A 21,452-nucleotide genomic window follows, 5' to 3' on the forward strand; every position below is an offset into this window, starting at 1 on the left:
CCAGAGCATCTGACTTCCCTCCAAACGATGCGTACCAACTTTTTTATTTCTCAGTAACTGCCATTGAAAAGCAATGAAACACCGTCCGGTATTCTATGTGATTGGCCTGTTCCTGACCGCTTTGGCCAAGTTTATGCTGATTCCGGTCATCTATGATCTGCTGACTGGTGAGTCGAATATCTGGGAATTTGTCGCCGCTGCGGCCATTACGCTGATTAGCGGCGCAGCCCTGACCATCAATTTCAAACCAGAACACTTCAATATGAAGCCCAGACAGGTGTTTGTACTGACCACACTCTGCTGGGTGGCAGTATGCACTTTTGCAGCACTGCCCTTCTGGTTCAAACTTCCCGTCAGTTTCACCGATGCCTTTTTTGAAACCATGTCAGGTATTACCACCACCGGATCCACCATATTGACTGGTCTGGATCAGATGCCCCCCAGTGTGCTGATCTGGCGGTCGCTGCTGCAATGGTTTGGCGGCATCGGTTTTATTGTGATGGCGGTTGCCGTTCTGCCCTTTCTCAAAGTGGGTGGTATGAGGTTGTTCCAGAGCGAATCGTCTGACTGGTCCGAGAAAGCCATGCCCCGTTCAGGCAGCATTGCCAAGGGTATCGTTACTGTCTATCTGATCATGACGGCTATCTGTGCGTACCTTTATTTCCTGGGCGGTATGACCGGCTTTGAGGCCATAAACCATGCTATGACCACAGTCTCAACCGGCGGATATTCCACCTCAGATGCGTCCATGGGGTTATTTAAAAACCCGTTTATTATCTGGACCAGCACCATTTTCATGATACTTGCCAGCCTCCCTTTTGTTCTTTTTGTTCGCTGTATGCGCGGTGACGTTAACTGCTTTTACCAGGATACCCAGGTACAGGCCTTTATCGGTTTTCTGCTGATAGTCTGGCTGGTTCTGAGCGTTTGGTTATGCTGCCACTCTGACAACACCTTTCCCCAGTCGCTCACCCTGGTCTCATTTAATACCACCTCAACCATCACCACCACCGGCTTTGCCTACGGTGACTATACCCTGTGGGGTGGTCTTGCCAACCTCACCTTTTTCTTCCTGTTATTGGTGGGCGGTTGTTCAGGGTCAACTGCAGGAGGCATCAAAATTTTCCGGTTTCAAATTGGCGGCAAGCTTCTGAACATTCAGTTAAAGCAACTGGTTCACCCCAGGGCCTGTTTTGTACAAACCTATAACGGCCAGCAAATCAGCAGTGACATACTCCGTTCGTTAATCGGTTTCAGTTTCTTCTTCATCCTGTTGATTGCTTTAATGAGCCTGTTACTGTCCCTTTGCGATCTCGACCCCATCACCAGTCTTTCCGGAGCCACGACAGCGGTTGCCAATGTCGGTCCCGGCCTGGGAGCCGTCATTGGCCCTGCAGGAAACTTCAGTTCTCTACCGGATATCGCCAAGTGGCTATTAAGTGCCGGCATGCTGCTGGGCAGGCTTGAGGTGATTACCGTCCTGGTCCTTTTTACACCTGCTTTCTGGAAGGGCTGAGGGATTTACTCATGACAACCATGGCCAAAAGCCATAAACCTTCTGGTAACCTGGTCAACTTCTGCTGGAATCACATTCACCTTTGCCGCGAAAGATACGCGTTGTTTTTCTTTTTTGCGTACATCCCTGGAAGGGTTCAACCAATTAGCCAAAGAGCGCATCTGATCATCACAATGTTTATTAAGATTTCGATACACATACGCCAGAGAGCTTAAATAAGCAGCCACATTGAGACCTGCGGATGAACCGGGGGTTATCCCGGGATGCGCTTTAAGTCTATCCAGACCCTGTTCGAAATTGCCATAAATATTAACCGGTATAAAACTTTTGACCTCAGGGAAACGGCCCAGAGAGTGACGCAAACCTTTCAATAGCAACTCAGCGGCTTTTATTTCATCGCCAATAAGATGAAATCCCCAACCAGCAGAATGAAGAACCCATATATCATTTGGGAAACATTGACAGGCTTCCCGGGAAAAGCTCTCGACGGTATCCCGGTATCGGTGAGGAAGGTGATAATAATCCACAAACAGCGCATTCAACTCTCGCCAGTAATCCCGCCCATTTTTCGTGCTTCCTGACTCTGAAGGTATAGCATGAGCCGAGCCATGTCTGGATTTTATTGACGGGTAAGGTCGGGCAGCTGGACCGGATTGAACAGATTCTGTTGTTTCAGCAGGTTGGGAAGAACAGGAAGGCGTTGCATGATGTTCGCCCCCCCGTTTAGCTTTGTTTTTTCGATTAACTTTGTGCTTTTTACTGCTGGCGGCTTTAGATTGTGGTTCAACGTCAGGCTGATTGGAGCTGACATCAATATCATCCATGTTTGCCATAACCAGCATATAGTCGGCAGCCTTGTGCTCATAGTACTCCTCCCGCCATTTAATATCTTTGGCTCTATAATAGTCAGCAGCACTTATGCAGCCCTGAACAATAGCACTGTTATCGCCCAACGTTTCCAGACAGGTAATCCATTCTTCGTATAAGGGTACCTGGCTTTCCCCGCTGACCAAAGACTGGTAAATTCGGCTTGCTGCATCAATAGCGCCGGATTTTTCTTCGCACCTGGCCAGCATATATTGTTTCAATACGTCTGCGGAAGGCTGTTGATAGGAAAAGCAATCGTAACAATCAAGCAATTTGCGAGCATCCTCCCCGGATCTTTCCAAGGCACACACTGTTGCAGAAAACAACAACTGCAACAGCCCAAGATACTCGGTATATTTTTTCATATCACTCAAATCCGTTTGCTGATATCTCTGACAACCATTTTTTACACGGGAAATCAGCATTTCCAGGTCAACATCTTTTCCTGCCAGCAAACTGAATTGTAAAGTATGAATATCTGATTCATCATCACCGCGCTTCTTTTTCATTTCCAGAAATTGTTTTTCCTGTTCAGTTACACCAGGCATTTGCTGCAAACATTTCAATGCCAACTTCACAGGTAGCTCAGGGCTAAAGAATGCAGCACAACGCTCACTGCCATCCAAATTCACGCAGCAGGCGATAATATTAAAAACATAATAAAGATCCCACCCTACGTACCAAAACTCTGATACAAGCCCCACATCATCCCTGCTAAGTACAATTTTGTAGATCAGCTCAATAATGCCTCCACACTGATTCTTTACGACTTCGGGTAATAACACATTTGTTTCAGAACCCTGATCAATTAACACTTTATGAATAATGAAAAACATACATTGCATAAAATATTGAGAACTGTAAAAATCAGACAATATCTCAAGAAAACAAGCAATATCCTGCTGCCTTATTTCTTTTCCAGTATTGATTGCATATAAGATTCGCACTGTAAGATACTCCAGCTCGCTCAACTTTTTATCTTCTTCAGCTTTTAATTCCCTCTTCTTTTTTCTCAGTTGGGCAACGGTCATTTTTTTCCTGGAAACAGGACCAAGCTTATCTTCATTAAAGGCTGGTCCTTTCTCCATAACACCGATGGCTTTTACCAGGAGAAGGTATTCCTGAGACCCGGCATCAAAAAAAGCAGAACCGAAACCTGAAGAACCAAGGTAATTATTAGTGAATTTGGGCTCTACAGTGCGCCTGGAAAGGCTATCAGTCACCGTAGCGTGCGCTGGATCCTGTTGGCTTGGTAAAAGCGCGTCATGTGTTTCAGACTTGTTAATCCCTTCACCTGAGGATGCAGGTTCACAGCGGAACAAGTTATATTCTGAGGGAATCATAATAATTCATTAATCCATTAGATAATGGCCCATTATCAGCGGTGCTGAGCACAACTCACTGGCCAATAAACGCATATAAAAACAGATTTTGCAGACCCAGTGATGGTATAATCTGCACTTATCTGACAAGAATGGCGGGTTTTGTTTACATCCAGCAATTATCGTTACTAACCGTTACATTTTCCCGCTCAGAATTTCACCAAAAATGACGTGGATCAATTTTGGTCTTTCAAGCCATCCTGTAACATCTGGCTTCCATTATTTTGTTGTCTACCTTTCATCCAGCTGTTGAGAATACGTTCCGTGCCGATGAACTCCCCCTTGAATATGCACCTGATCAGCCAGATCCGTGATCGTGCCCAGCGCAACCCGGAACATATCGCCATGCGCTTCGTCACTCAAAGCGCTGATCAGGATGCTCATCAGTGGCAGGAAGTCAGCTGGCATCAGCTCAGCAAAAAGATTGACCAGGCTTCCCGCGCACTGTTAAAGCAAAACCTGCAAGTACAGGCAAAAGTGGGCATATGGTCCCAGAATATGCCTCAGTGGACCGTAGCCGACCTGGCCTGCCTTCAGGCACGACTGGTTACCGTACCGCTGTACCCCACCAGCACCACCGAACAGGTCAAATACATTCTGGATGAGACAGAAGCCAGTCTGCTGTTTGTGGGTGAACAGGCACAATACCAAAGTGCACTTGAGTTACTGGCCCGGTCATCCACATTAAAGACCATAGTTATCTTTGACCGCTCGGTTGATATTAGCAGCTGCCCGCAGGCTATCTACTTTGACGACTTTATCCAGCACGGTGTTGAACCGGCCATTCTTGAAGAAAGGCTGAATTCCCGTTGCATGGAAGACCTGTTTACCCTGATCTATACCTCAGGCACCACGGGCGAGCCCAAAGGCGTTATGCTGGACTATGCCAATATGGCAGCCAGCTTCCGTGGCCATGACCAGATCATCCACCTGGACAGCCTGGATACCTCGCTGTGCTTCCTGCCGCTGAGCCATATTTTTGAGCGTGCCTGGAGTTTTTACGCCCTTGCCCGTGGCGTTACCAATGTCTACCTCAAAGAGCCCCAGCAAGTCAGCGAGGCGCTGAAAACCGTTAAGCCGACGGTGCTTTGTGCCGTTCCCAGGTTCTTTGAAAAAGTCTATACGACCATTCACAGTAGAGTTGCCACAGCCCCCTTTATTCGTCGTATGATTTTTAAAACTGCGGTTAGCATTGGCAACGCCCACATGGAATACCGCCGCAAAGGTGTTGAGGCACCTGCTTATCTGCAGAAGCTCAACCGTATCGCCGACAAAATGGTGTTCAGCAAAATTCGTGCGGGCCTGGGCGGTAACATCCGGTTTATGCCCTGTGGCGGCGCTCGTCTTGATGACGACATCAACCGCTTCTTCCATGCCATCGGTATTGATGTGAAATTGGGTTACGGCATGACGGAAACCGTGGCAACCGTGACCTGTTTCCGTGATACTGACTTTGAATTTGGTTCCTGTGGTATTCCCTTACCGGGCATACAGGTGCGCATCGGTGCAGAAGGTGAAATTCAGGTTAAAGGCGACAACGTCATGCGCGGCTACTACAAAAAGCCGGAAGAAACTGCAAAAACCTTTACTGCGGACGGCTGGCTGCACACCGGCGATGCCGGCCTGATTGATGAGAACGGTGCGCTGCGAATGACCGAACGCATCAAGGAGTTGATGAAGACCTCCAACGGTAAATACATCGCACCACAATACATCGAAGGTACGCTGACCAAAGACCGCTTTATCGAACAGATTGCCATTATTGCCGATGCCAGAAACTACGTAACCGCATTGATTGTTCCCGCCTTTGAGGCTCTGGAAGAACATGCCAAAGCGCTGAACCTGAAATACCAGAACCACAGGGAACTGATTCAGCACAGCAGTATTCAGGAACTGATTCAGGAGCGGGTCAATAAAATCCAGCAAGGGCTGGCTAAATTTGAACAGGTGAAGAAATTCACGCTGCTGCCCAAAGAGTTCTCCATCGAACTGGGTGAGATCACGCCAACCCTGAAACTGCGTCGTAAAATTATCATGAAGCGATTTAAGAAAGAGATTGAGGCCATGTATACTCCCAGCAAGGCCTGATGACTGATTGAAAACATCACAGCAAAGGCATCCAAACGGATGCCTTTTTTTAACGCTTTGTTTACCGGCCGACACACGTCCAGCAACGCATCATTCAATGAATGATAAAATTTCACCACACCTTCCGCAGGCTCAACACCGTCACGACGAGCATTGTAATTAACTGGTCAATAACCGGGCATGGCGCTTCCTGTACTGTTCAATCAAGGTTGTTGCTATGACAGCAGCTTGCTAGACTCCGCATCTAAGCAAATATAACAAGAAACGCGCAGAAGGAAGCCGACTGTTGTTCTCAGGAACTTATTTTCATATTGAAGAGCGCTACCGGCCACGCCTGGAGCAGCTGGGTATTACTTCTTTTGGAAAAGCGATGACGTTGCCATTAGGTGATGTGCTGGAAAAAGAGTTATCCAGAGAGAGTCGTCGTATCAAACAGAGTGGGCAAGTTGCTTACTTGAAACGACAGTTTATTGTTTCGAAAAGATTGTGCCTTGAGAGCAATATGCTGCTGCACAAAGCTTACACCCCTGCTGTTAATGAAGCTATTTATATCAAACGGCTCAAATTCCATGATTTTCAGGTCATGGACGTGATGGCAGTGGGGGAGCGCCGGAAAAATGGTTTTCCTTTCGAAGGTTTTATTCTTGTGGATGAGGTTCCCGGTTATCAGCTGGACCGGTATCTGACCGATACTGAGGACGAAAAGATTACTCATGACCTTCTGACAGCCTATGGCACATTGATTGCCAGACTTCACCAGCAGGGTTTCTTTGCGCCATTGCGAGTGAAAGATGTAATTATTCGCGATGTGGAACGATGTGAGCTGGTTATGATCGACCGGGAAATCCGTAACCCATATCCACGTATGCATACAAAAAGCAGGGCCCAGCGCTCGCTTAGAGATGGCTTTCGTCGTACAAGGCGAGAGTTCAGGAAATTTAATGATGATATGGAAGCGATCATCATGAGTGCATACCAGAGACAGTGGAGATAAACCGTTCAACTGGCATGGCAGGAATCCTTCCCGGACTCCACTGTTTTAATAGCAGACAGGAAGGACAGCCATGCCCCATCAGGTGAATTTAACCGTCAAACATCGCATGACATTATTATTAATACCGGCCGACTCACCCGTCCAGCAACGCATCACTCAATGAAGGATAAAATTTCACCACGCCTTCTACAGGCTCAACACCGGCCCGGGCCAGGTTTTTTAATGGCTGGAACTGTAATTCACTGATCAATAGCCGGGTATGGTGCTTCCTGCACTGTTCAATCAATCGCGTGAGGGCCGAGAGACCGCCCGCATCCAGCAGATAGACATTTTCCATCTGTAAAATAATCGTATGTTTATCCTGGCTTAAACGACTGATCTCTCCAAAAACATGATCAGCAGCGGCAAAAAACAGCGGCCCCTCGATGCGCAGGACGGCCGTTGTTGGCGCTACTGGCGTGTCCACATAGCGTTTGTCCCTGGTGATATCCCTGACCTGGATCATCTCAGCGACTTCTTTCATAAACAGCAATGCGGCCAGTACCACACCAATGCTGATGGCAATGACCATATCAAAGACAACCGTCAGGAAAAAGCAGACCAGAAAAACCAGCACATCACTGCGCGGAGCCGTTTTCAACAGGTGCACCGCTTTAGGTGCTTCGCTCATGTTCCAGGCAACCACCAGCAGCAAAGCAGCCATCGCAGACATGGGAATACAGGCAAGAATACCGGTCAGTGCTACCAGCGCCAGCAGCACAACCAGGGCATGGACCATCCCTGCTACCGGGCTCTGTGCCCCGGCCTTGACGTTGGCGGCTGATCGGGCAATGGCGGCAGTGGCTGGAATCCCGCCAAAGAATGGCGCAACCATGTTGCCAATGCCTTGCCCTAACAGCTCACTGTTTGCACTGTGCCGTTTACCCGTCATGCCATCCAGCACGACGGCACACAACAGCGATTCGATAGCCCCGAGCATGGCAATGGCAAAAGCGGAAGGAAGCAGGGCCTGAACCAGTGACCAGCTGATACCGGATGGCTGACCATCGACACCCGCCTGCATCCACGGCCAGGCAAACTCGGGAAGGACCGGAGGAATCCCCATACCCATGGAGCCATCAGGTAGCAGGTATTGGAATCGGCTACCAATCGTTTCAACATCGAAACCATAATGGCCCATTATCAGAGCGAGTAAACTGCCAATAATCACCGCCGGTAAATGAGCGGGAATGGGCAACCTTAACCGGGGCCACAACAACATCACGGCCAGTGTCACGTTGGCAATCAGCAGGCTTGGCCAATGGGTGCTGCCCACTCCATTGACCAGAACTGTTACTTTTTCCCAATAGTGCTCAGGCATGGCACTGATGGTCATACCAAAGAAATCTTTCAGCTGCAGTGTGGCAATTACAACACCAATACCAGCGGTAAATCCCAGTGTGATCGACTCCGGTATATACTGAATCAGACGTCCAAGGCGCATGAGAGCCATCAGCACCAGAATGATGCCTGACATAACCGTTGCCAGCAGCAAGCCAGCAAGACCGAATGTTTCTGCAATAGGAAATAACAGCACCACAAAGGCAGCGGTGGGGCCGGATATGCTGTAACGGGACCCGCCCAGCAAGGCGATAATAAATCCGCTGATGATCGCCGTGTAAAGACCGTACTGTGGCGCAACACCACTGGCAATGGCCAGCGCCATGGATAATGGGATGGCAATAATTCCGACGGTTAGTCCCGCCAGCAGGTCGCTGGCAAAACGTTTGCCGGTGTACTTGTCGGCAATGCAGGCCTGACTAAGGGCATGGCAAAGCTTCAGTGACAACAGATGGGCTCGATGTGGCACGATAATGGCCTGTTCAAGAGAAGAGGAAGAAGAAAGGCGCAGTATAATATGCCTAAATCCAGATAGCGGCTATGTGTATTATGTGCTGCAAAAGATTTTCCTTCTCACTGGACAGCGGCAGGAACCATTGCTGAACACGATGGCCAACCGGGCTACCTGCTGGCCATTAGCGGCGGACTGACTCCCTCACGCATCGTGCGAACCTGAATCAACCGCCCCATTGTGATTGTATCACTGCCCCGGAACAGTGATAGCACTACTAAACAAACTCAATATTCAACACCAGAACCAGCGTTTACACTGTGCAGGAATTGAATGATAGCTTGGTAAGGTTCAATCTTATCGATAGCGGCTAAGTCATTCAGGTGATCCACACGATAAATTGCCCTGTCGAGAAGCACTTTTGCAACTTTAAGAGGGGTATGTACTGCAGTATTGAGGGCATTAACATCAGCATTTGCAGCAATCAGGCGTTCAACAATCTCTGGCTGACAATTTTCAACTGCAATGTGAAGAGGGGTACCCCCGTTTGTTGAATTTGTTTTATATCTGTCAAACGCTTTATCGGGGGGGAACGGGATCTCCCCGTCTGAGACACAGGCATTGACATTAGCGTTTCCGTCAATCAAGAGCTGAACAATGGATGACTCACCTTTTTTAACCGCAAGATGGAGGGCGGTCCACCTATATTCTCCCATAGTGGCATTGACATCAGCATTTGCTGCAATCAGCGTTGCAACGCTTTCAGGCTGGCATTCGCAGACTGCACGGTAAAGTGGAGTCATACCACGATCGTTAAGGCCGTTAACGTCAGCGCCTCTGGTAATCATGGCTTTGATAATATCTGTCTGACCGCATTCAACCGACCGGAAAAAGACGAGCTGACTGGACCCCAGGCATTGAAGTTTATGAAGAGCAACCCCCCCGGTATTGGCCGACAATTTGTCGAATAAAGCCCAGTCATTGATTTCAATCAATGCACTAAGTAGCTCTGCACGTGCCCCTTCGCAGGGGGCCTCAGTATCACAAGTTGCATTGGCTAAAGAACAAATTATGGATTTCGTCAGTTTCCCCTCACTTTTTGCCCAGCTGAGCAGTGTCTTGCCTTCACCAATGAGTACTTCGATGTCGGCACCGGCAACGACCAGATCGTTAACAGCCTGTTCCTGCCCGGCTTCAATGGCACAGTGCAGGGGAGTTTTCCCGTAGCTTGTTATTTGCGCATCGCTTCCATGGTATTCGAGAGTGGATCCCAAAGGGAGGCCCTGCCACTTTTCCACCGAAGCCAATAAAACGTTCCAATCCCGCCTGTCTTGGATTTGACTGGGCGTTTCCATCACATTTGCCTGGTAATTGATATTTGCACCATTTTCAAGCAAGAACCAGATGGTATCGAGATGCCCGAATTGCGCCGCAAAATGGAGTGGAGTCATACCTCTTGTGAGGGCGTTGACGTTAGCACCATGGCGGACAAGTTGCTCTAAAGTCGCTACATCACCTTTGATGGCAGCGCTATGGAGGGGAGTTAGCCCATCTTCGGTGCTGTCATTGACATTTACCCCGAGGGCAAGCAGGCCACTGATCGCATCAGGCCGACCTTTTGCAGCTGCCACCAGGAGCGGCGTCTCATCAGGTGATAAACAATGGGTAACGCTATGATTGCATCCCGGGCAAGTGGTATTCTTTGGGACTTCCAGAAATTCTTCAATGCACATCTTATGGTAGCTATGGGTACAGGGAAACATAACAACAGTACGCTGATTACCCAGATTGCCAAAACAGAAATTGCATTTTTCAATTTCCGGATTATCCGCTTTAAAGACTACTGAATCAGCGGGTGTCATCACGCCCTGCAGAGAGACGTTTAATTCTAAGCCATGCATAACTTTTAACTCATGTTGCATTAGTGAAGTTTGAACGACAGTACGTAAAATACTGGACAATCGACCAAATGGTATTGTGTTTGTCCATTAAATGACGCAAAAGTTCCCGTTCAATATTTCTTTTCTAATTAAGCAGGTAAGCAGCATGCCTGTATTAAACGAATAAAATGAACCGTGCGGCATCTTATTGCTGTGCAGATTCTTACATTCTCTCTTTGACGTGTTGGTTGACCATTTTGTGTTTTCATTACCAAAACCATTGATTGCGTCATTATATTGATCATTTTCGCCCTATCCCGGCATCAAATCACAAAGCGTTGGTTTTATTGACTACAGTTAGTACTTATCAAGTCCAAAGGAATGCTGGAGAAATACTATGGATAGCTCGAGAGTTGCTGGTTCGACACTACAAAATGTTCATACCGCCATCCGATGCTTCTATCAACGGTGCCACTCCCGTTAAAAAATCCTTTCTGGGTAAGTTAGTGACAACCTTTAAAGGTACGAAAGAGCCAGGTCTGAGCAGGGCTAATGACACTGATTATCTATCTAAACCAAAGAAAGTAATTACAAAGTTGTTTAGCCGAAAAATCCAACAAACCAATTGGGGAAGGGTAAATTATTTTCAACAGCAGAGAGTCAGTAAAATACCAGGTCAAGATGGAAAATCAGACTCAGTAAATTCCGCAAAGGCATACAATGAACTGGTTTCTAAAGTAAAAGAAAGTAAGAAAGAAGTTGAGGCACTTGAGAATAAGGTCAAAGAGTTTGAAAGTTCATATTCAGATGCTTTGAAATTATTTAATAAAGGCAATTTTAATGATAAAGACCTAGAGAAAGTAAAAAATCTGAAAATCCCAACCAATAGCGGTTCTGAAAACATAAAAATACACTCAAGCAGTCAGGGCCAGATAAAATCACAAGTCAATAATATTAAAGAGCAATTCCAGAACTCCGAAACACAGGATTGTTTTAACAAGCACTGTGATAATAAGGACAAGTTGACTGAAACAAAAGAGGCTCTCCGCAAGCTGGAAGAACAGATTTCCTCTGCTTACGGTAAGATAAGCAGGGAACTGGGCGCGGCAGCGAGCAAAGAATATCAACAGGAAATGGCAAATGCCAAAAAGGCAATGGAAACTGACATAGCGAAGCAAGAAGCAGATTATAAAAATAGAATTGCAGAACTTAAGCAGAGTTATCACCAGAATATTGAAAAAGGGGGTCAGAAAGCGGTTCATGTTAATTCCAGTCTGGATAAGTACAAGGCGAACAAGAATCTGTTCAAGGATCGAAAAGAGAAAAATATTGACAACGCAAAAAAGGCTTACAAAGTTCGTATGGAAGAAATCAAGAAAGCTCGCGCCACGAACCGACAAGTTGCACAAAACTTAATCAAACCAAAACAAGCCACAGCACCATCTGTCATGCCCGTGGATATGGAAAATGGGGCCAGCAAACTGTTAGAAAAATTCAACACTCCTGGTTATATAGAAGGTGAGCAATGGCAGGATGATATCAAAGCAATCCTTGATCGTGGTGATTTTGATGGTTTGGAAACTGTCGAAAAAACTCTAACACAGTGGCAAGCAAACCAGAGCCAGAGTGCTTTCAAAGAAGTATTGAAATTTATTAAGCTTGAGAGAGCTATCAAATTGGCTCGCCGATGATCTGAAAGTCCTGTCCGTGTAAAGACTCAGCATGAACATTCAGGCCAGTGTCCAGTTCGGTTACTGGCCTTTTTGGTGCTTTACACAACCGGTATCGGACTAACGACATCGGCATTCTGTGCCCGGTGCCGCAGAAAATGATCCATCAGGGTAATCGCCATCATCGCTTCAGCAATGGGTACTGCACGAATACCTACGCAGGGATCATGGCGCCCCTTGGTGACGACCTCCACCGGCTCGCCCTGACTATTAATCGACTTTCCTGAGGTGGTAATACTGGATGTTGGCTTCAGGGCAATATGAGCAACCACGTCCTGCCCGGTACTGATACCGCCCAGGGTGCCACCCGCATGGTTGGAAAGGAAGCCATCCGGGGTAATCTCATCCCGGTGTTCTGTACCTTTCTGGCTGACACTGGCAAACCCGTCACCTATTTCAACGCCTTTGACCGCATTAATGCTCATCAGTGAATGGGCCAGATCCGCATCAAGGCGGTCAAAAACCGGTTCACCAAGCCCTGGCGGAACACCGGTCGCCATCACGGAAACACGAGCGCCCACGGAGTTACCTTCGGCACGAAGGCTGGTAATCAACGCTTCCATTTCCGGGACTTTGTCCGCATCTGGCGAGAAGAACGGGTTGTTTCTCACTTCATCCCAGTCCAGCTTCTCGACCTGAATATCGCCGATCCGGGACAGCCAGCCAAACACTTCAATCCCCCTGGACAGCAGGAACTTGCGTGCAATAGCGCCAGCCGCCACTCGCATGGCCGTTTCCCTGGCGGATGAACGGCCACCACCGCGATAATCCCGGACACCGTATTTATGGGCATAGGTGTAATCCGCATGACCGGGTCTGAACAGATCCTTGATATTGGAGTAATCCCTGGAGCGTTGGTCCTGGTTTTCAATTAACAGGCCGATGGGGGTACCGGTAGTCACCCCTTCAAAAACGCCGGAGAGGATTCTGACCTGATCCGGCTCACGACGCTGGGTGGTGAATTTGGAGGTACCGGGCTTACGACGATCCAGGTCAACCTGAAGATCCGCTTCTGTTAAGGGCAACCCCGGGGGGCAACCGTCAACAATACAGCCCAGTGCCAGACCGTGGGATTCACCAAAGGTAGTTACCTTGAACAATTGTCCTATACTATTTCCTGCCATACTTGAGCGATCTCATTGTTATTTTCAGAAAATTCCCAAAATGGCTAAAAGCCCCTTACAGGGCTTTTAACCGATTTTTGAACAAAGACTGATATTTTCTGCAATCTTCAGCAGACAGCACCAGAACACCATGACCGCCTTTTTCGAAATCAGGCCAGACAAACGGTACTTCCGGATACTCATCCTGTAAAGCCCACTGACTGTTGCCAACTTCCAGCACCAGCAGCCCCTGGTCATCCAGGTAATCAGCTGCCTGCGCCAGAATGGTACGGGCGAAATCAAGCCCGTCGTCTCCGGCGGCCAGACCCAGCTCGGGTTCGTGGGTGAACTCTTCCGGCATATCCGACATATCTTCAGCATCCACATAGGGTGGATTACTCAGAATCAGTTGATACCTGGGACGCTCTGGCAAAGCATCCAGAAAATCAAACAGATCCGACTTAATGGCCTGCACCCTGCCCCAGAGTTCGTGGCGATCAATATTGATGTTGGCCACTTCCAGGGCATCTTCAGAAATATCCAGCAGATCCACCTGGGATTCAGGAAAAGCATGGGCTGCACCAATGCCAATACACCCGGAACCGGAGCACAGATCAAGCACACGGCTGATCTCTACATCCCCCAGCCACGGCTGGAACTGCTGGAGAATCAGCTCGGCAATGGGAGAACGGGGAACCAGCACCCGCTCATCCACATAAAATGGCATATCACAGAACCACGCCTGATTGACCAGGTAGGCCAGGGGTTTACGACTGACCGCCCGTTCTTCAATCAGGTTGGCCAGTTTTTCACGTTCACGATGGGTTAAACGACTGTCAAGATATTGGTCTGGAAGATCCCATGGCAGTTGCAATACCTGGAACACCAGATGCAGGGACTCATCCAGCGCATTATCACTGCCATGACCAAAGAACAGCCCCGCCTCATTAAAGCGGGTTGCTCCCCAGCGTACAAAGTCTCGAATAGACACCAGCCCTTCGCAGGACTCATTGGAACCTGTCACATTTGCTCCTTCGGATTCGAAACGCCCGGAATTTTCACGCTGAGCCGAACCCTTACTGCCTTATATAGGCGGCTTAAAATAGCATATTCCCTGCCCAGGGGTAACGGCTGTTTAACGCAGATGACCTGCCGTGATACTTAATCGGAGAGATAATACTCGATTGTCGCAACCACCCGGACTTTCTTGATATGAGGGTTATTACGGTCACGATCACTGATGGAAAACTGCCCCTGGGAAGCTCTCTTGATTTTGCCCAGCTCGCTTTGTGAATCCGAGGCAAACTTTTCCGCCACTTCCCGGGCCTTACGGGTCGCTTCCTCAATCATTTCCGGCTTAACATCATTCAGGCGGGTAAACAGGTACTCCGGCTGTGAACCGTAATGACCACCGGTAAACACAATGCCCTCCCGGCCAAGGTCCGACAGATTGCCCATCACCGAGCGCACCGCTTCAATATGACTGGAATAGATAGTAATGGTTTGCAGGGCGGTATAACGAAACTCCGGGCGACTGCTGCTGCCATAGTTATTAGCCGATTTATCGGTAATATCAGACGACATAAGACTAATGTCTTCAGCCGCGATACCACTCTTTTCCAGGAACTCCCTGATGCTGTCAATATTGTTCTCAATCGTGCCATAGAGAGCTTTCAAATCATTATCGGCCGCTGAAAACTGAATAGGCCAGATCACGACGTCTGCCTGATACTCCCTCTCTGATAACCCTTTGACTGTGACACTTCTTTCATACTGCTTGTACTCAATGGCAGCATTCGCCAACAAATACCCCAGACAGGAAAGCCCCAGAAAAACAGACATGCCCAGTATCAAGGCACTGACTCTACCGGTACTCATATTGCTTACACCTGATCATTTTGTTGAAAAAATAACGAAACCCATCTTTGGGTTCACCCGGTAAATTATCAGATTTTACGCTAAATCCGAATATTTCTTACTTCGGGCTATCACATGAGACAAACCTCAAGGGATATTCGCTGCTTTTATTGTCACGAAGAACATTGCCCATCTCACAGGACACGCTAGAATTCTGGTGATTAAACGTGAAGAAAGCATATAACATGTCGTTTAACACGCTCTTGTCGGTGGACAGTAACGCATCGGCGCATGGAGATTCTGCGTTTCTACCCGTTAACTACTTATGCGCCGCCTCAAGTACTTATGTCGTTAAATAAGAAAAGGAAAAGAATATGCTCAAGATAGGAAGTATAAGAGATACACCATCATCCCCACGAACTCCTGATGATGAGCCCGCAAAGAAAGCGATTAAAAAAGAAATACCTGACAGTGATGATCAGCATTTACCAACAACAGGCCTTGTTGAGCGCACAATTGCTTCAATATCCGGAATCAGCTCAGTCAGCTCAACAACGTCAGGAATCAGCTCAGAGAGTGACTCATCTTTAACAATAACCGGAATCAGTTCAGACAGTGATTCCTCATCAACTGTCAGCGGAAGCAGTTCAGAGAGTGATTCTTCCTCAACAATCACAGAAAGCAGTTCAGATAGTGCCTCCTCTTCAACCACAACCGTAAGCAGCACAGATAGTGACTCATCTTTAACCACAACCTCAAGCAGCTCCGTGAGTAGCTTCAGCTCACTGTCGTCATCAAGCATGTCTGAAGGAACAACGTTCAGAGTCAGTAATATGCCGATTGACGTGCTTTCTCAAGTGCAATTACTTGACCGGCTTAGCTACATGCTGTCAGATTATCCAGAGCTATCTTCTATTACCAGAGTTGAAGGGATTCCAAGCAGAGGTGAATTCAACACAATTTACGCAAAACTTCTTATCAAGTTACATTATGAAAATACAGGTCATGAGTCCGCACAAATATTTTCGATGATTGAGCCAATATGCAAAGGAATTTTGGAAAAATTAAAATAAATTGCTATCAGACTTTTTTGGCGGATTGCAGCAGTTCCACCCGCTTATTCATCATATCCTGGTATGAGCCTTGTTGGGTGACACTATCCAGAACCCGGGTGAGGTGCTCTTGCAAATGCTGCCTGAGACTCCCGGGTGTTTCATCGGATGTATAGCGATCAACAATCTGTTCAATTGCCGTGGTGATCAGGCTTGCCGAGTTCAGTACTTCAGCTGCCACTGTCGGTTCACCGGCTTTCAGTGCTGCAATGGCCTGCTTCAGTTTGTCCACCACTTCTTTATGCTGGCCTTCTTTGACCAGGTCCTCTTTGATCTGTTCTTCCCGTAATCGCTCTTTCAAGAGCTCGAAAAATTCTGCATTAGACATAGCTTCAATAGCCAGCAGTATGCCCCTCTGGGCGACCAGAATACTCTCCAGGAACTCTTCACGGGTTCTGATTAATGGCTGCAGATCAATGCCCAACCTCTGGGATAATAGACTTAACCGCACATGTTCCGGCATTCCATAGAGATCTGCACTGTTCTGCTGAATACCCTTGCCACTATGGACAGATGACTCCCCACTGTTGCGATTGATCGACACAATATTATCAATCACCCTTTGCAGCACCAGTGAGCCGCTATTTGCATCCGATGGGAACACATCAGCAGCAACAACGCTTAATACCTGAAGAGGGGCTGATGATCCTGCTGCCAAAGCTTGCTGAATGGTCTCTGTCAGCTGTCTGACATTACTTTCGTAGACGCCCAATACTTCATCCGTATCCGTGGCTTCTGGCAGTGCCGACTGCACCTTTGTCACCATATCCTGTAATGGGGTGGATGCAGGCACGTTGACGGTTGAGCGTTGAGTCCCTGCTGCCTGGTTATCAACGGTTGATCGCTCCTGAGGTGGCTGTCCAGATGCCGCTTCTGACAAAGACGCTGACAGGCCACCCGGTAAAGGCTCGGCAGCTGCTCCTGTAGACTTTTGCCCCAGAGAGTCTCTGATCACCAGGGCTGTTGACAGGAGCCCCTTAATTTCTTCAGAGGAAGCCACCATTGCACCAGGAAGAGCCGGTTGCAGGGCAGGAACCGGAATCACAGATGCAACAGGGAAATCTTCAGTCCTGGCTGCCTGACCCTGTGAGACAGAGTTCGACTGATGGTAACCGGAAGCCACCTTATCAACCTTCTCTTTTGCAGGCTGCCCGGCCAGAAACTCTGGCGGCACAGGTTCCAGTCGGCTGGGCTGTATATCCCCGGATACCTCACTCATACCCTCACTCCTTGCAGTGTCATCAAAACTCGTTAATCATTTTTTCTACCCGGCTTACCTCAGGACTGGGGGTGCCGGATTCATGGGCCATTAAAACCGACGCCCGATAAGCAAGCCTCGCTTTTGGATACTGCTCCAGGGCGACATAACAATCGCCCACATAAATCATCGGATGCGGGTCATTGGCATCAAGAGAAATGGCGTACAGATAGGTATCAATGGCCTCACCATAAAGGCTCATCATTTGCTGGCAGGCACCAAGGCCAGTGAAAAAGCGGGGATTCCACTGATCATAGAGACAGAGAAATTGAAACAGGCGGGCAGACTTCTCGTACAAACCATTATTATATTTCAGATACGCCAGTTCATAGATGGCTTCCTGCGCCTCCTCACTGATATTACTGGCTTCAGCAAGACTCCCTCCCCTGGCCATATAGTCCCCCACAATGGCCATTGCCTGGACATCAGGCGCGCTGAACACTGAATCAGTCATTTGCTGCTTCCCTGCTGATTAGAAAGACGAGTTGTTCTATATAGGTATAGTACCTTTACAAACCAGCTCGAAGGTTTTTATCGGACTCTTGAGCCCGGGGGACACAATGCCTCAAAGAATTGCAGATGGAATGGGACAGCATCATTTCCAGCATCAGCCACCCAAACAACCTGAGCCTGTCAAAGGTTGCCTTGGCAGGCACCCTGTAACTCCAGAGACAGGACAACGTTATGTGAACGCAAACACCGCCAGGGCCGTCAATGGGAAAACTCAGAGGCATCTTTTGCAGCGAAACGCTAACTCCAATACAGCCCTTTATCTGCAGCAAGCAGCACCTGTTACCTTTCAGGGGGCCACTATCGATAAAGAGTACAACTACCCGATCGTGCCTAAAAAAGATTTACTTAAGGTCAGGAAGTTAGGCAAAGGGACTTATGGCTCAGTGGTACTTGTGATACACAGATATACCCATCAATACCTTGCCCTGAAAATGGTGGGTAACGATACTGATCGCAGGCAAGAGTGTGCACAGTTGATAAGAATTCAACGGGCAATAGCAAAAATCCATGGTAGCACAGAGAATATTGTCAACCTTATTTCCCTGAGTCGAGGAAGGTCAGATAGAAAATATGTTCTTATGGAGTATGGGGGGCGGGATTTACTGGGCTCATCAAAAAAGTATGGCCGTTTCAGGGGGAACGAGCTTAAAAGAACTTTTTTCCAGGCTGTTAAGGGCGTTAACACCCTGTTTAGAGCCGGTTACCAGCATCATGACATTAAACCTGCAAATATCCTGATTAGTAGAAAAGGTGTTGTGAAGATCTGCGATTTCGGCCTGGCCGAAAAAATGGGCAGGGGAACTCAAATTGGCAGAGGAACACCAGAGTATATGCCTCCGGAAAAACTGTATGATTTGCACGGCGGCCCCATTGACAGAGCTGATTCCTGGTCCCTGGGGTGTACATTTGCTGAACTGCGCTTAGGTTACCCTGTCATGATCGGTACTCGCACTATATGGGAAAGTCACAAGTTCCCTGGTGAGACAATAGCTCATCTGAAAACGATGCGAGAAGAGGCATACCAGCAGCTTCTGCAACGGGAAGGCAGGCAGGCAGCTGAGTTATTCAGGGCATTAACGAAGCTGCATCCTGGTGACCGGCTGTCCACCACCCAGGCGCTGAAGCACCCTTACTTTGCTGCTTGCTATTCTTGATATATTCAGAAAGATACATAGCATCGGATCATAACATGGAACGTTTCAACGTAACCTCGCCCTTAAATATAAACCCTGAACAAATCAATCTGGCTGAACCAAAAGCAGCCAATTATTCGGGGATCGAAGAAAATAAAAGCACCAAGATACTGAATAGCGATGGAAAACTGGTCTCTAAATGGGGACGGCGTATTGAAAATCACTTTAATAAAACGTTTATTGACGAAAAAAAATCCGTCCCGAAAGCCAAGATGTATAAATTTGAAAAAGGCATAACCAACAGACGTATCGAAGTATTAATGGAAGAAGTTCAAGAAGATCAGGAAGGTAAAAACAGATCAAACCACGTTGACAGTATTTTAAAACTTCCCGATGAAATACCAGAAGAGTGTACTTTTTTTGACAAGAATCAGTTCAGGAAGCTGATCGAATCAGATACTGAAGTCTATCTCTCCCATGAAATCCATCGTTGCAAATCGGGTGCAAGCCTTATTGCATTAAAAAAAGAAGTCAACCGGCTTAAGGCAGGCAATAAGCTATCAGCCAACGTGATCGATTCACTCAATCAGAAAATACATGATCAGATGGCAGTTCTGGTGAAGGCCATGCCGAACCATCTTAAAAGCATCCCCTACGATGGAGACCCGGAAAAAGACTTTAATATGGCTATAAAAAAGTGCCATGCCATCAAAAACCTGTTTAATGCCGCTGAGCATATTGAGAAAAACCTGGCTGTCAGGCTTGAAAAAGAAATATGTGAGATGATGGTTAATACATTCTCAAGCGATGTAAGTGAAATCAAAAAGTTATGCCTTGCCCGGAACAATCTGAAAGAGAGTGAACAATTATCAAAAAATATTCAGAATTTAAGAGAAGAAACAGTAGAACCATTTCTTAAGACAATTTCCGTAAATCCAGAAAAACACTGTCAGAAAATTCAAGGCAGTACAGAAAAAGCAATAACGGAATTAGAAAATCAACGCAAGATAACCCCTGACAATACAAGCAACCTGAACAACAAAGTCAGTAAAAGTTCGATAACAGAGAGCACTGAAACGCCTCTTGTGCAAAAAGATGGGCAGTCCAATGTGCTTCTTGATCTTCAACCAGCTGAACCTATCACTTTTCAGGGTGCCCCAATCGATCCTGAGTACAACTGTGCGATCATACCCAAAAAAGAGTTAAAAAAGCTCAAGACATTAGGCAAAGGAGGTTTTGGCTCTGTTGCTCTCGTAAAACACAAACGTACCAATCAACAATTCGCCCTTAAAATTGTTGGTGATGAGACTGCGCGCAGAGATGAGTGTGCAAAAATGGTAAGAATTCAGCGGGCAATAGCAGCAACCGGTGAGAGCACAGAGAATATTGTCAACCTTGTTTCCCTGAGTCGTGGCAAATCCGATCAAAAATACATTCTTATGGAATATGGCGGTCATGATTTACTGGACTCATTAGAACAGGATGGTCTTTTTAGAGGTGAAGAACTGAAAAGCACTTTTTTTCAGGCAACCATGGGTATTAACACGCTATTTAAAGCCGGCTATCAACATCATGATATTAAACCTGAAAATATTCTGATCAATGGAAAAGGTCTGGTGAAGATATGCGACTTCGGGTTTTCAGCAAAAATGGACAGGGCCACTCCAGTTCTCAGCGGAACACCAGATTATATATCACCGGAAAAACTGTATAACTTGACCAAAAAACCTAATGTCAGAGCAGACTCCTGGGCCCTGGGATGTACTTTTGCTGAAATGTGTTTAGGTGGTGATCCTGTAATGCCTGTTACTCAAGATATGTGGGAACATAAGACGTCTTATAAAGAGGCTTTAGCCCAGCTAACAGAAGCAAGAGAGGATGCTTACCAGAAACTTCTGGAAGTGGAAGGCGAACAGGCTGCGGATTTTTTCAGGGCGCTGACAGAGCCAGATCCCAAGAAGCGCCTGTCCCCCACTGAAGCGCTTGAGCACCCTTACTTTGCGTCTTACCATTCCTGACAAGAAGCAACTCTAGTGCTCCATTTATCCAGATCCGAGTCGCCACGACAGGCATCGATAAAGTCTCTCCTGACTTAAGTTGTCTGTTGACCGGAATGCCAAAAGCATATTTGTTGATAATGAGATCGACCCAGACAGAAAGCCCCAGCGTTCCTTAAAATTGAACTTAT

General features: G+C 47.3%; 16 protein-coding genes. 7 read left to right on the plus strand and 9 right to left on the minus strand.

The genetic code is table 11. The annotated features are described in order from the left end of the window. Nucleotides 1–73: 73 nt before the first annotated feature. The gene (locus tag O3276_RS05255; RefSeq protein ID WP_269674696.1) at nt 74–1,516 is read left to right on the plus strand and encodes a TrkH family potassium uptake protein; all 1,443 of its coding nucleotides are present in this window, start codon (nt 74–76) and stop codon (nt 1,514–1,516) included. 5 nt (nt 1,517–1,521) lie between these two features. On the opposite strand, the gene O3276_RS05260 is transcribed toward O3276_RS05255, so the two are convergent. Further along, entirely contained in the window at nt 1,522–3,726 is a 2,205-nt protein-coding gene (locus O3276_RS05260; protein WP_269674697.1) for a hypothetical protein, read from the minus strand. A gap of 309 nt (nt 3,727–4,035) precedes the next feature. On the opposite strand from O3276_RS05260, the gene O3276_RS05265 reads away from it, so the two are divergent. Then, nucleotides 4,036–5,853 carry an AMP-dependent synthetase/ligase gene (locus tag O3276_RS05265; RefSeq protein WP_269675939.1) on the plus strand — a complete coding sequence of 606 codons (1,818 nt, stop codon included), beginning with the start codon at nt 4,036–4,038 and terminating at the stop codon, nt 5,851–5,853. A 286-nt stretch (nt 5,854–6,139) separates the two neighbouring features. Beyond that, complete coding sequence (locus tag O3276_RS05270) at nt 6,140–6,847, plus strand: lipopolysaccharide kinase InaA family protein (protein ID WP_269674698.1); 708 nt, start codon at nt 6,140–6,142, stop codon at nt 6,845–6,847. 133 nt (nt 6,848–6,980) lie between these two features. Here the strand turns inward: O3276_RS05270 and dauA are convergent, their stop codons facing one another. Beyond that, a complete protein-coding gene (dauA, locus tag O3276_RS05275) occupies nt 6,981–8,696 on the minus strand; it encodes a C4-dicarboxylic acid transporter DauA (protein WP_269674699.1) in 1,716 nt (571 codons plus the stop codon). Between the two features lie 269 nt (nt 8,697–8,965). Continuing rightward, nucleotides 8,966–10,579: an ankyrin repeat domain-containing protein gene (locus O3276_RS05280; protein WP_269674700.1), complete on the minus strand. Its 1,614-nt coding sequence runs from the start codon at nt 10,577–10,579 to the stop codon at nt 8,966–8,968. Nucleotides 10,580–10,842: 263 nt separating this feature from the next. Between O3276_RS05280 and O3276_RS05285 the strand changes: the two genes are divergently transcribed. Beyond that, nucleotides 10,843–12,249, plus strand: coding sequence for a hypothetical protein (locus O3276_RS05285; protein WP_269674701.1), 1,407 nt, complete (start codon nt 10,843–10,845; stop codon nt 12,247–12,249). Nucleotides 12,250–12,329: 80 nt separating this feature from the next. Here O3276_RS05285 and aroC read toward each other — a convergent pair whose 3' ends face one another. The 4 genes from aroC to O3276_RS05305 all read right to left on the minus strand — a co-directional run bounded on the left by aroC (nt 12,330) and on the right by O3276_RS05305 (nt 16,050). Beyond that, nucleotides 12,330–13,412 carry a chorismate synthase gene (gene aroC / locus O3276_RS05290; protein ID WP_269674702.1) on the minus strand — a complete coding sequence of 361 codons (1,083 nt, stop codon included), beginning with the start codon at nt 13,410–13,412 and terminating at the stop codon, nt 12,330–12,332. A gap of 55 nt (nt 13,413–13,467) precedes the next feature. Beyond that, nucleotides 13,468–14,415, minus strand: coding sequence for a 50S ribosomal protein L3 N(5)-glutamine methyltransferase (gene prmB, locus O3276_RS05295; protein ID WP_269674703.1), 948 nt, complete (start codon nt 14,413–14,415; stop codon nt 13,468–13,470). Nucleotides 14,416–14,552: 137 nt separating this feature from the next. Further along, complete coding sequence (locus tag O3276_RS05300; protein WP_269674704.1) at nt 14,553–15,269, minus strand: SIMPL domain-containing protein; 717 nt, start codon at nt 15,267–15,269, stop codon at nt 14,553–14,555. 457 nt (nt 15,270–15,726) lie between these two features. Then, the gene (locus O3276_RS05305; protein WP_269674705.1) at nt 15,727–16,050 is read right to left on the minus strand and encodes a hypothetical protein; all 324 of its coding nucleotides are present in this window, start codon (nt 16,048–16,050) and stop codon (nt 15,727–15,729) included. Between the two features lie 31 nt (nt 16,051–16,081). On the opposite strand from O3276_RS05305, the gene O3276_RS05310 reads away from it, so the two are divergent. Continuing rightward, nucleotides 16,082–16,321 (plus strand): hypothetical protein, encoded by a 240-nt coding sequence (locus O3276_RS05310; RefSeq protein WP_269674706.1) that lies wholly within the window; start codon nt 16,082–16,084, stop codon nt 16,319–16,321. Between the two features lie 7 nt (nt 16,322–16,328). Here the strand turns inward: O3276_RS05310 and O3276_RS05315 are convergent, their stop codons facing one another. Together O3276_RS05315 and O3276_RS05320 are read right to left on the minus strand one after the other, a co-directional pair. Further along, nucleotides 16,329–17,579, minus strand: coding sequence for a hypothetical protein (locus tag O3276_RS05315; protein WP_269674707.1), 1,251 nt, complete (start codon nt 17,577–17,579; stop codon nt 16,329–16,331). A 22-nt stretch (nt 17,580–17,601) separates the two neighbouring features. Continuing rightward, nucleotides 17,602–18,072 carry a SycD/LcrH family type III secretion system chaperone gene (locus tag O3276_RS05320; protein ID WP_269674708.1) on the minus strand — a complete coding sequence of 157 codons (471 nt, stop codon included), beginning with the start codon at nt 18,070–18,072 and terminating at the stop codon, nt 17,602–17,604. A 106-nt stretch (nt 18,073–18,178) separates the two neighbouring features. On the opposite strand from O3276_RS05320, the gene O3276_RS05325 reads away from it, so the two are divergent. Continuing rightward, entirely contained in the window at nt 18,179–19,285 is a 1,107-nt protein-coding gene (locus tag O3276_RS05325) for a serine/threonine-protein kinase (RefSeq protein WP_269674709.1), read from the plus strand. A gap of 35 nt (nt 19,286–19,320) precedes the next feature. Beyond that, on the plus strand, nt 19,321–21,282 hold the full coding sequence (locus O3276_RS05330) for a serine/threonine-protein kinase (protein WP_269674710.1): 1,962 nt from the start codon (nt 19,321–19,323) through the stop codon (nt 21,280–21,282). The last annotated feature ends 170 nt before the right edge of the window (nt 21,283–21,452 follow it).

Source organism: Endozoicomonas sp. GU-1, assembly GCF_027366395.1.
Classification (GTDB): Bacteria; Pseudomonadota; Gammaproteobacteria; order Pseudomonadales; family Endozoicomonadaceae; genus Endozoicomonas.

What these genes read in the sequence shown, in the direction of transcription:
- O3276_RS05280 (WP_269674700.1), bottom strand. Translation starts at nt 10,579, where the DNA reads ATGCATGGCTTAGAATTAAACGTCTCTCTGCAGGGCGTGATGACACCC.
- O3276_RS05255 (WP_269674696.1), top strand. Translation starts at nt 74, where the DNA reads ATGAAACACCGTCCGGTATTCTATGTGATTGGCCTGTTCCTGACCGCT.
- aroC (WP_269674702.1), bottom strand. Translation starts at nt 13,412, where the DNA reads ATGGCAGGAAATAGTATAGGACAATTGTTCAAGGTAACTACCTTTGGT.
- O3276_RS05320 (WP_269674708.1), bottom strand. Translation starts at nt 18,072, where the DNA reads ATGACTGATTCAGTGTTCAGCGCGCCTGATGTCCAGGCAATGGCCATT.
- O3276_RS05330 (WP_269674710.1), top strand. Translation starts at nt 19,321, where the DNA reads ATGGAACGTTTCAACGTAACCTCGCCCTTAAATATAAACCCTGAACAA.
- O3276_RS05315 (WP_269674707.1), bottom strand. Translation starts at nt 17,579, where the DNA reads ATGAGTGAGGTATCCGGGGATATACAGCCCAGCCGACTGGAACCTGTG.
- O3276_RS05325 (WP_269674709.1), top strand. Translation starts at nt 18,179, where the DNA reads ATGCCTCAAAGAATTGCAGATGGAATGGGACAGCATCATTTCCAGCAT.
- O3276_RS05300 (WP_269674704.1), bottom strand. Translation starts at nt 15,269, where the DNA reads ATGAGTACCGGTAGAGTCAGTGCCTTGATACTGGGCATGTCTGTTTTT.
- O3276_RS05310 (WP_269674706.1), top strand. Translation starts at nt 16,082, where the DNA reads ATGCCGATTGACGTGCTTTCTCAAGTGCAATTACTTGACCGGCTTAGC.
- O3276_RS05265 (WP_269675939.1), top strand. Translation starts at nt 4,036, where the DNA reads ATGAACTCCCCCTTGAATATGCACCTGATCAGCCAGATCCGTGATCGT.
- O3276_RS05260 (WP_269674697.1), bottom strand. Translation starts at nt 3,726, where the DNA reads ATGATTCCCTCAGAATATAACTTGTTCCGCTGTGAACCTGCATCCTCA.
- O3276_RS05305 (WP_269674705.1), bottom strand. Translation starts at nt 16,050, where the DNA reads ATGCTTGATGACGACAGTGAGCTGAAGCTACTCACGGAGCTGCTTGAG.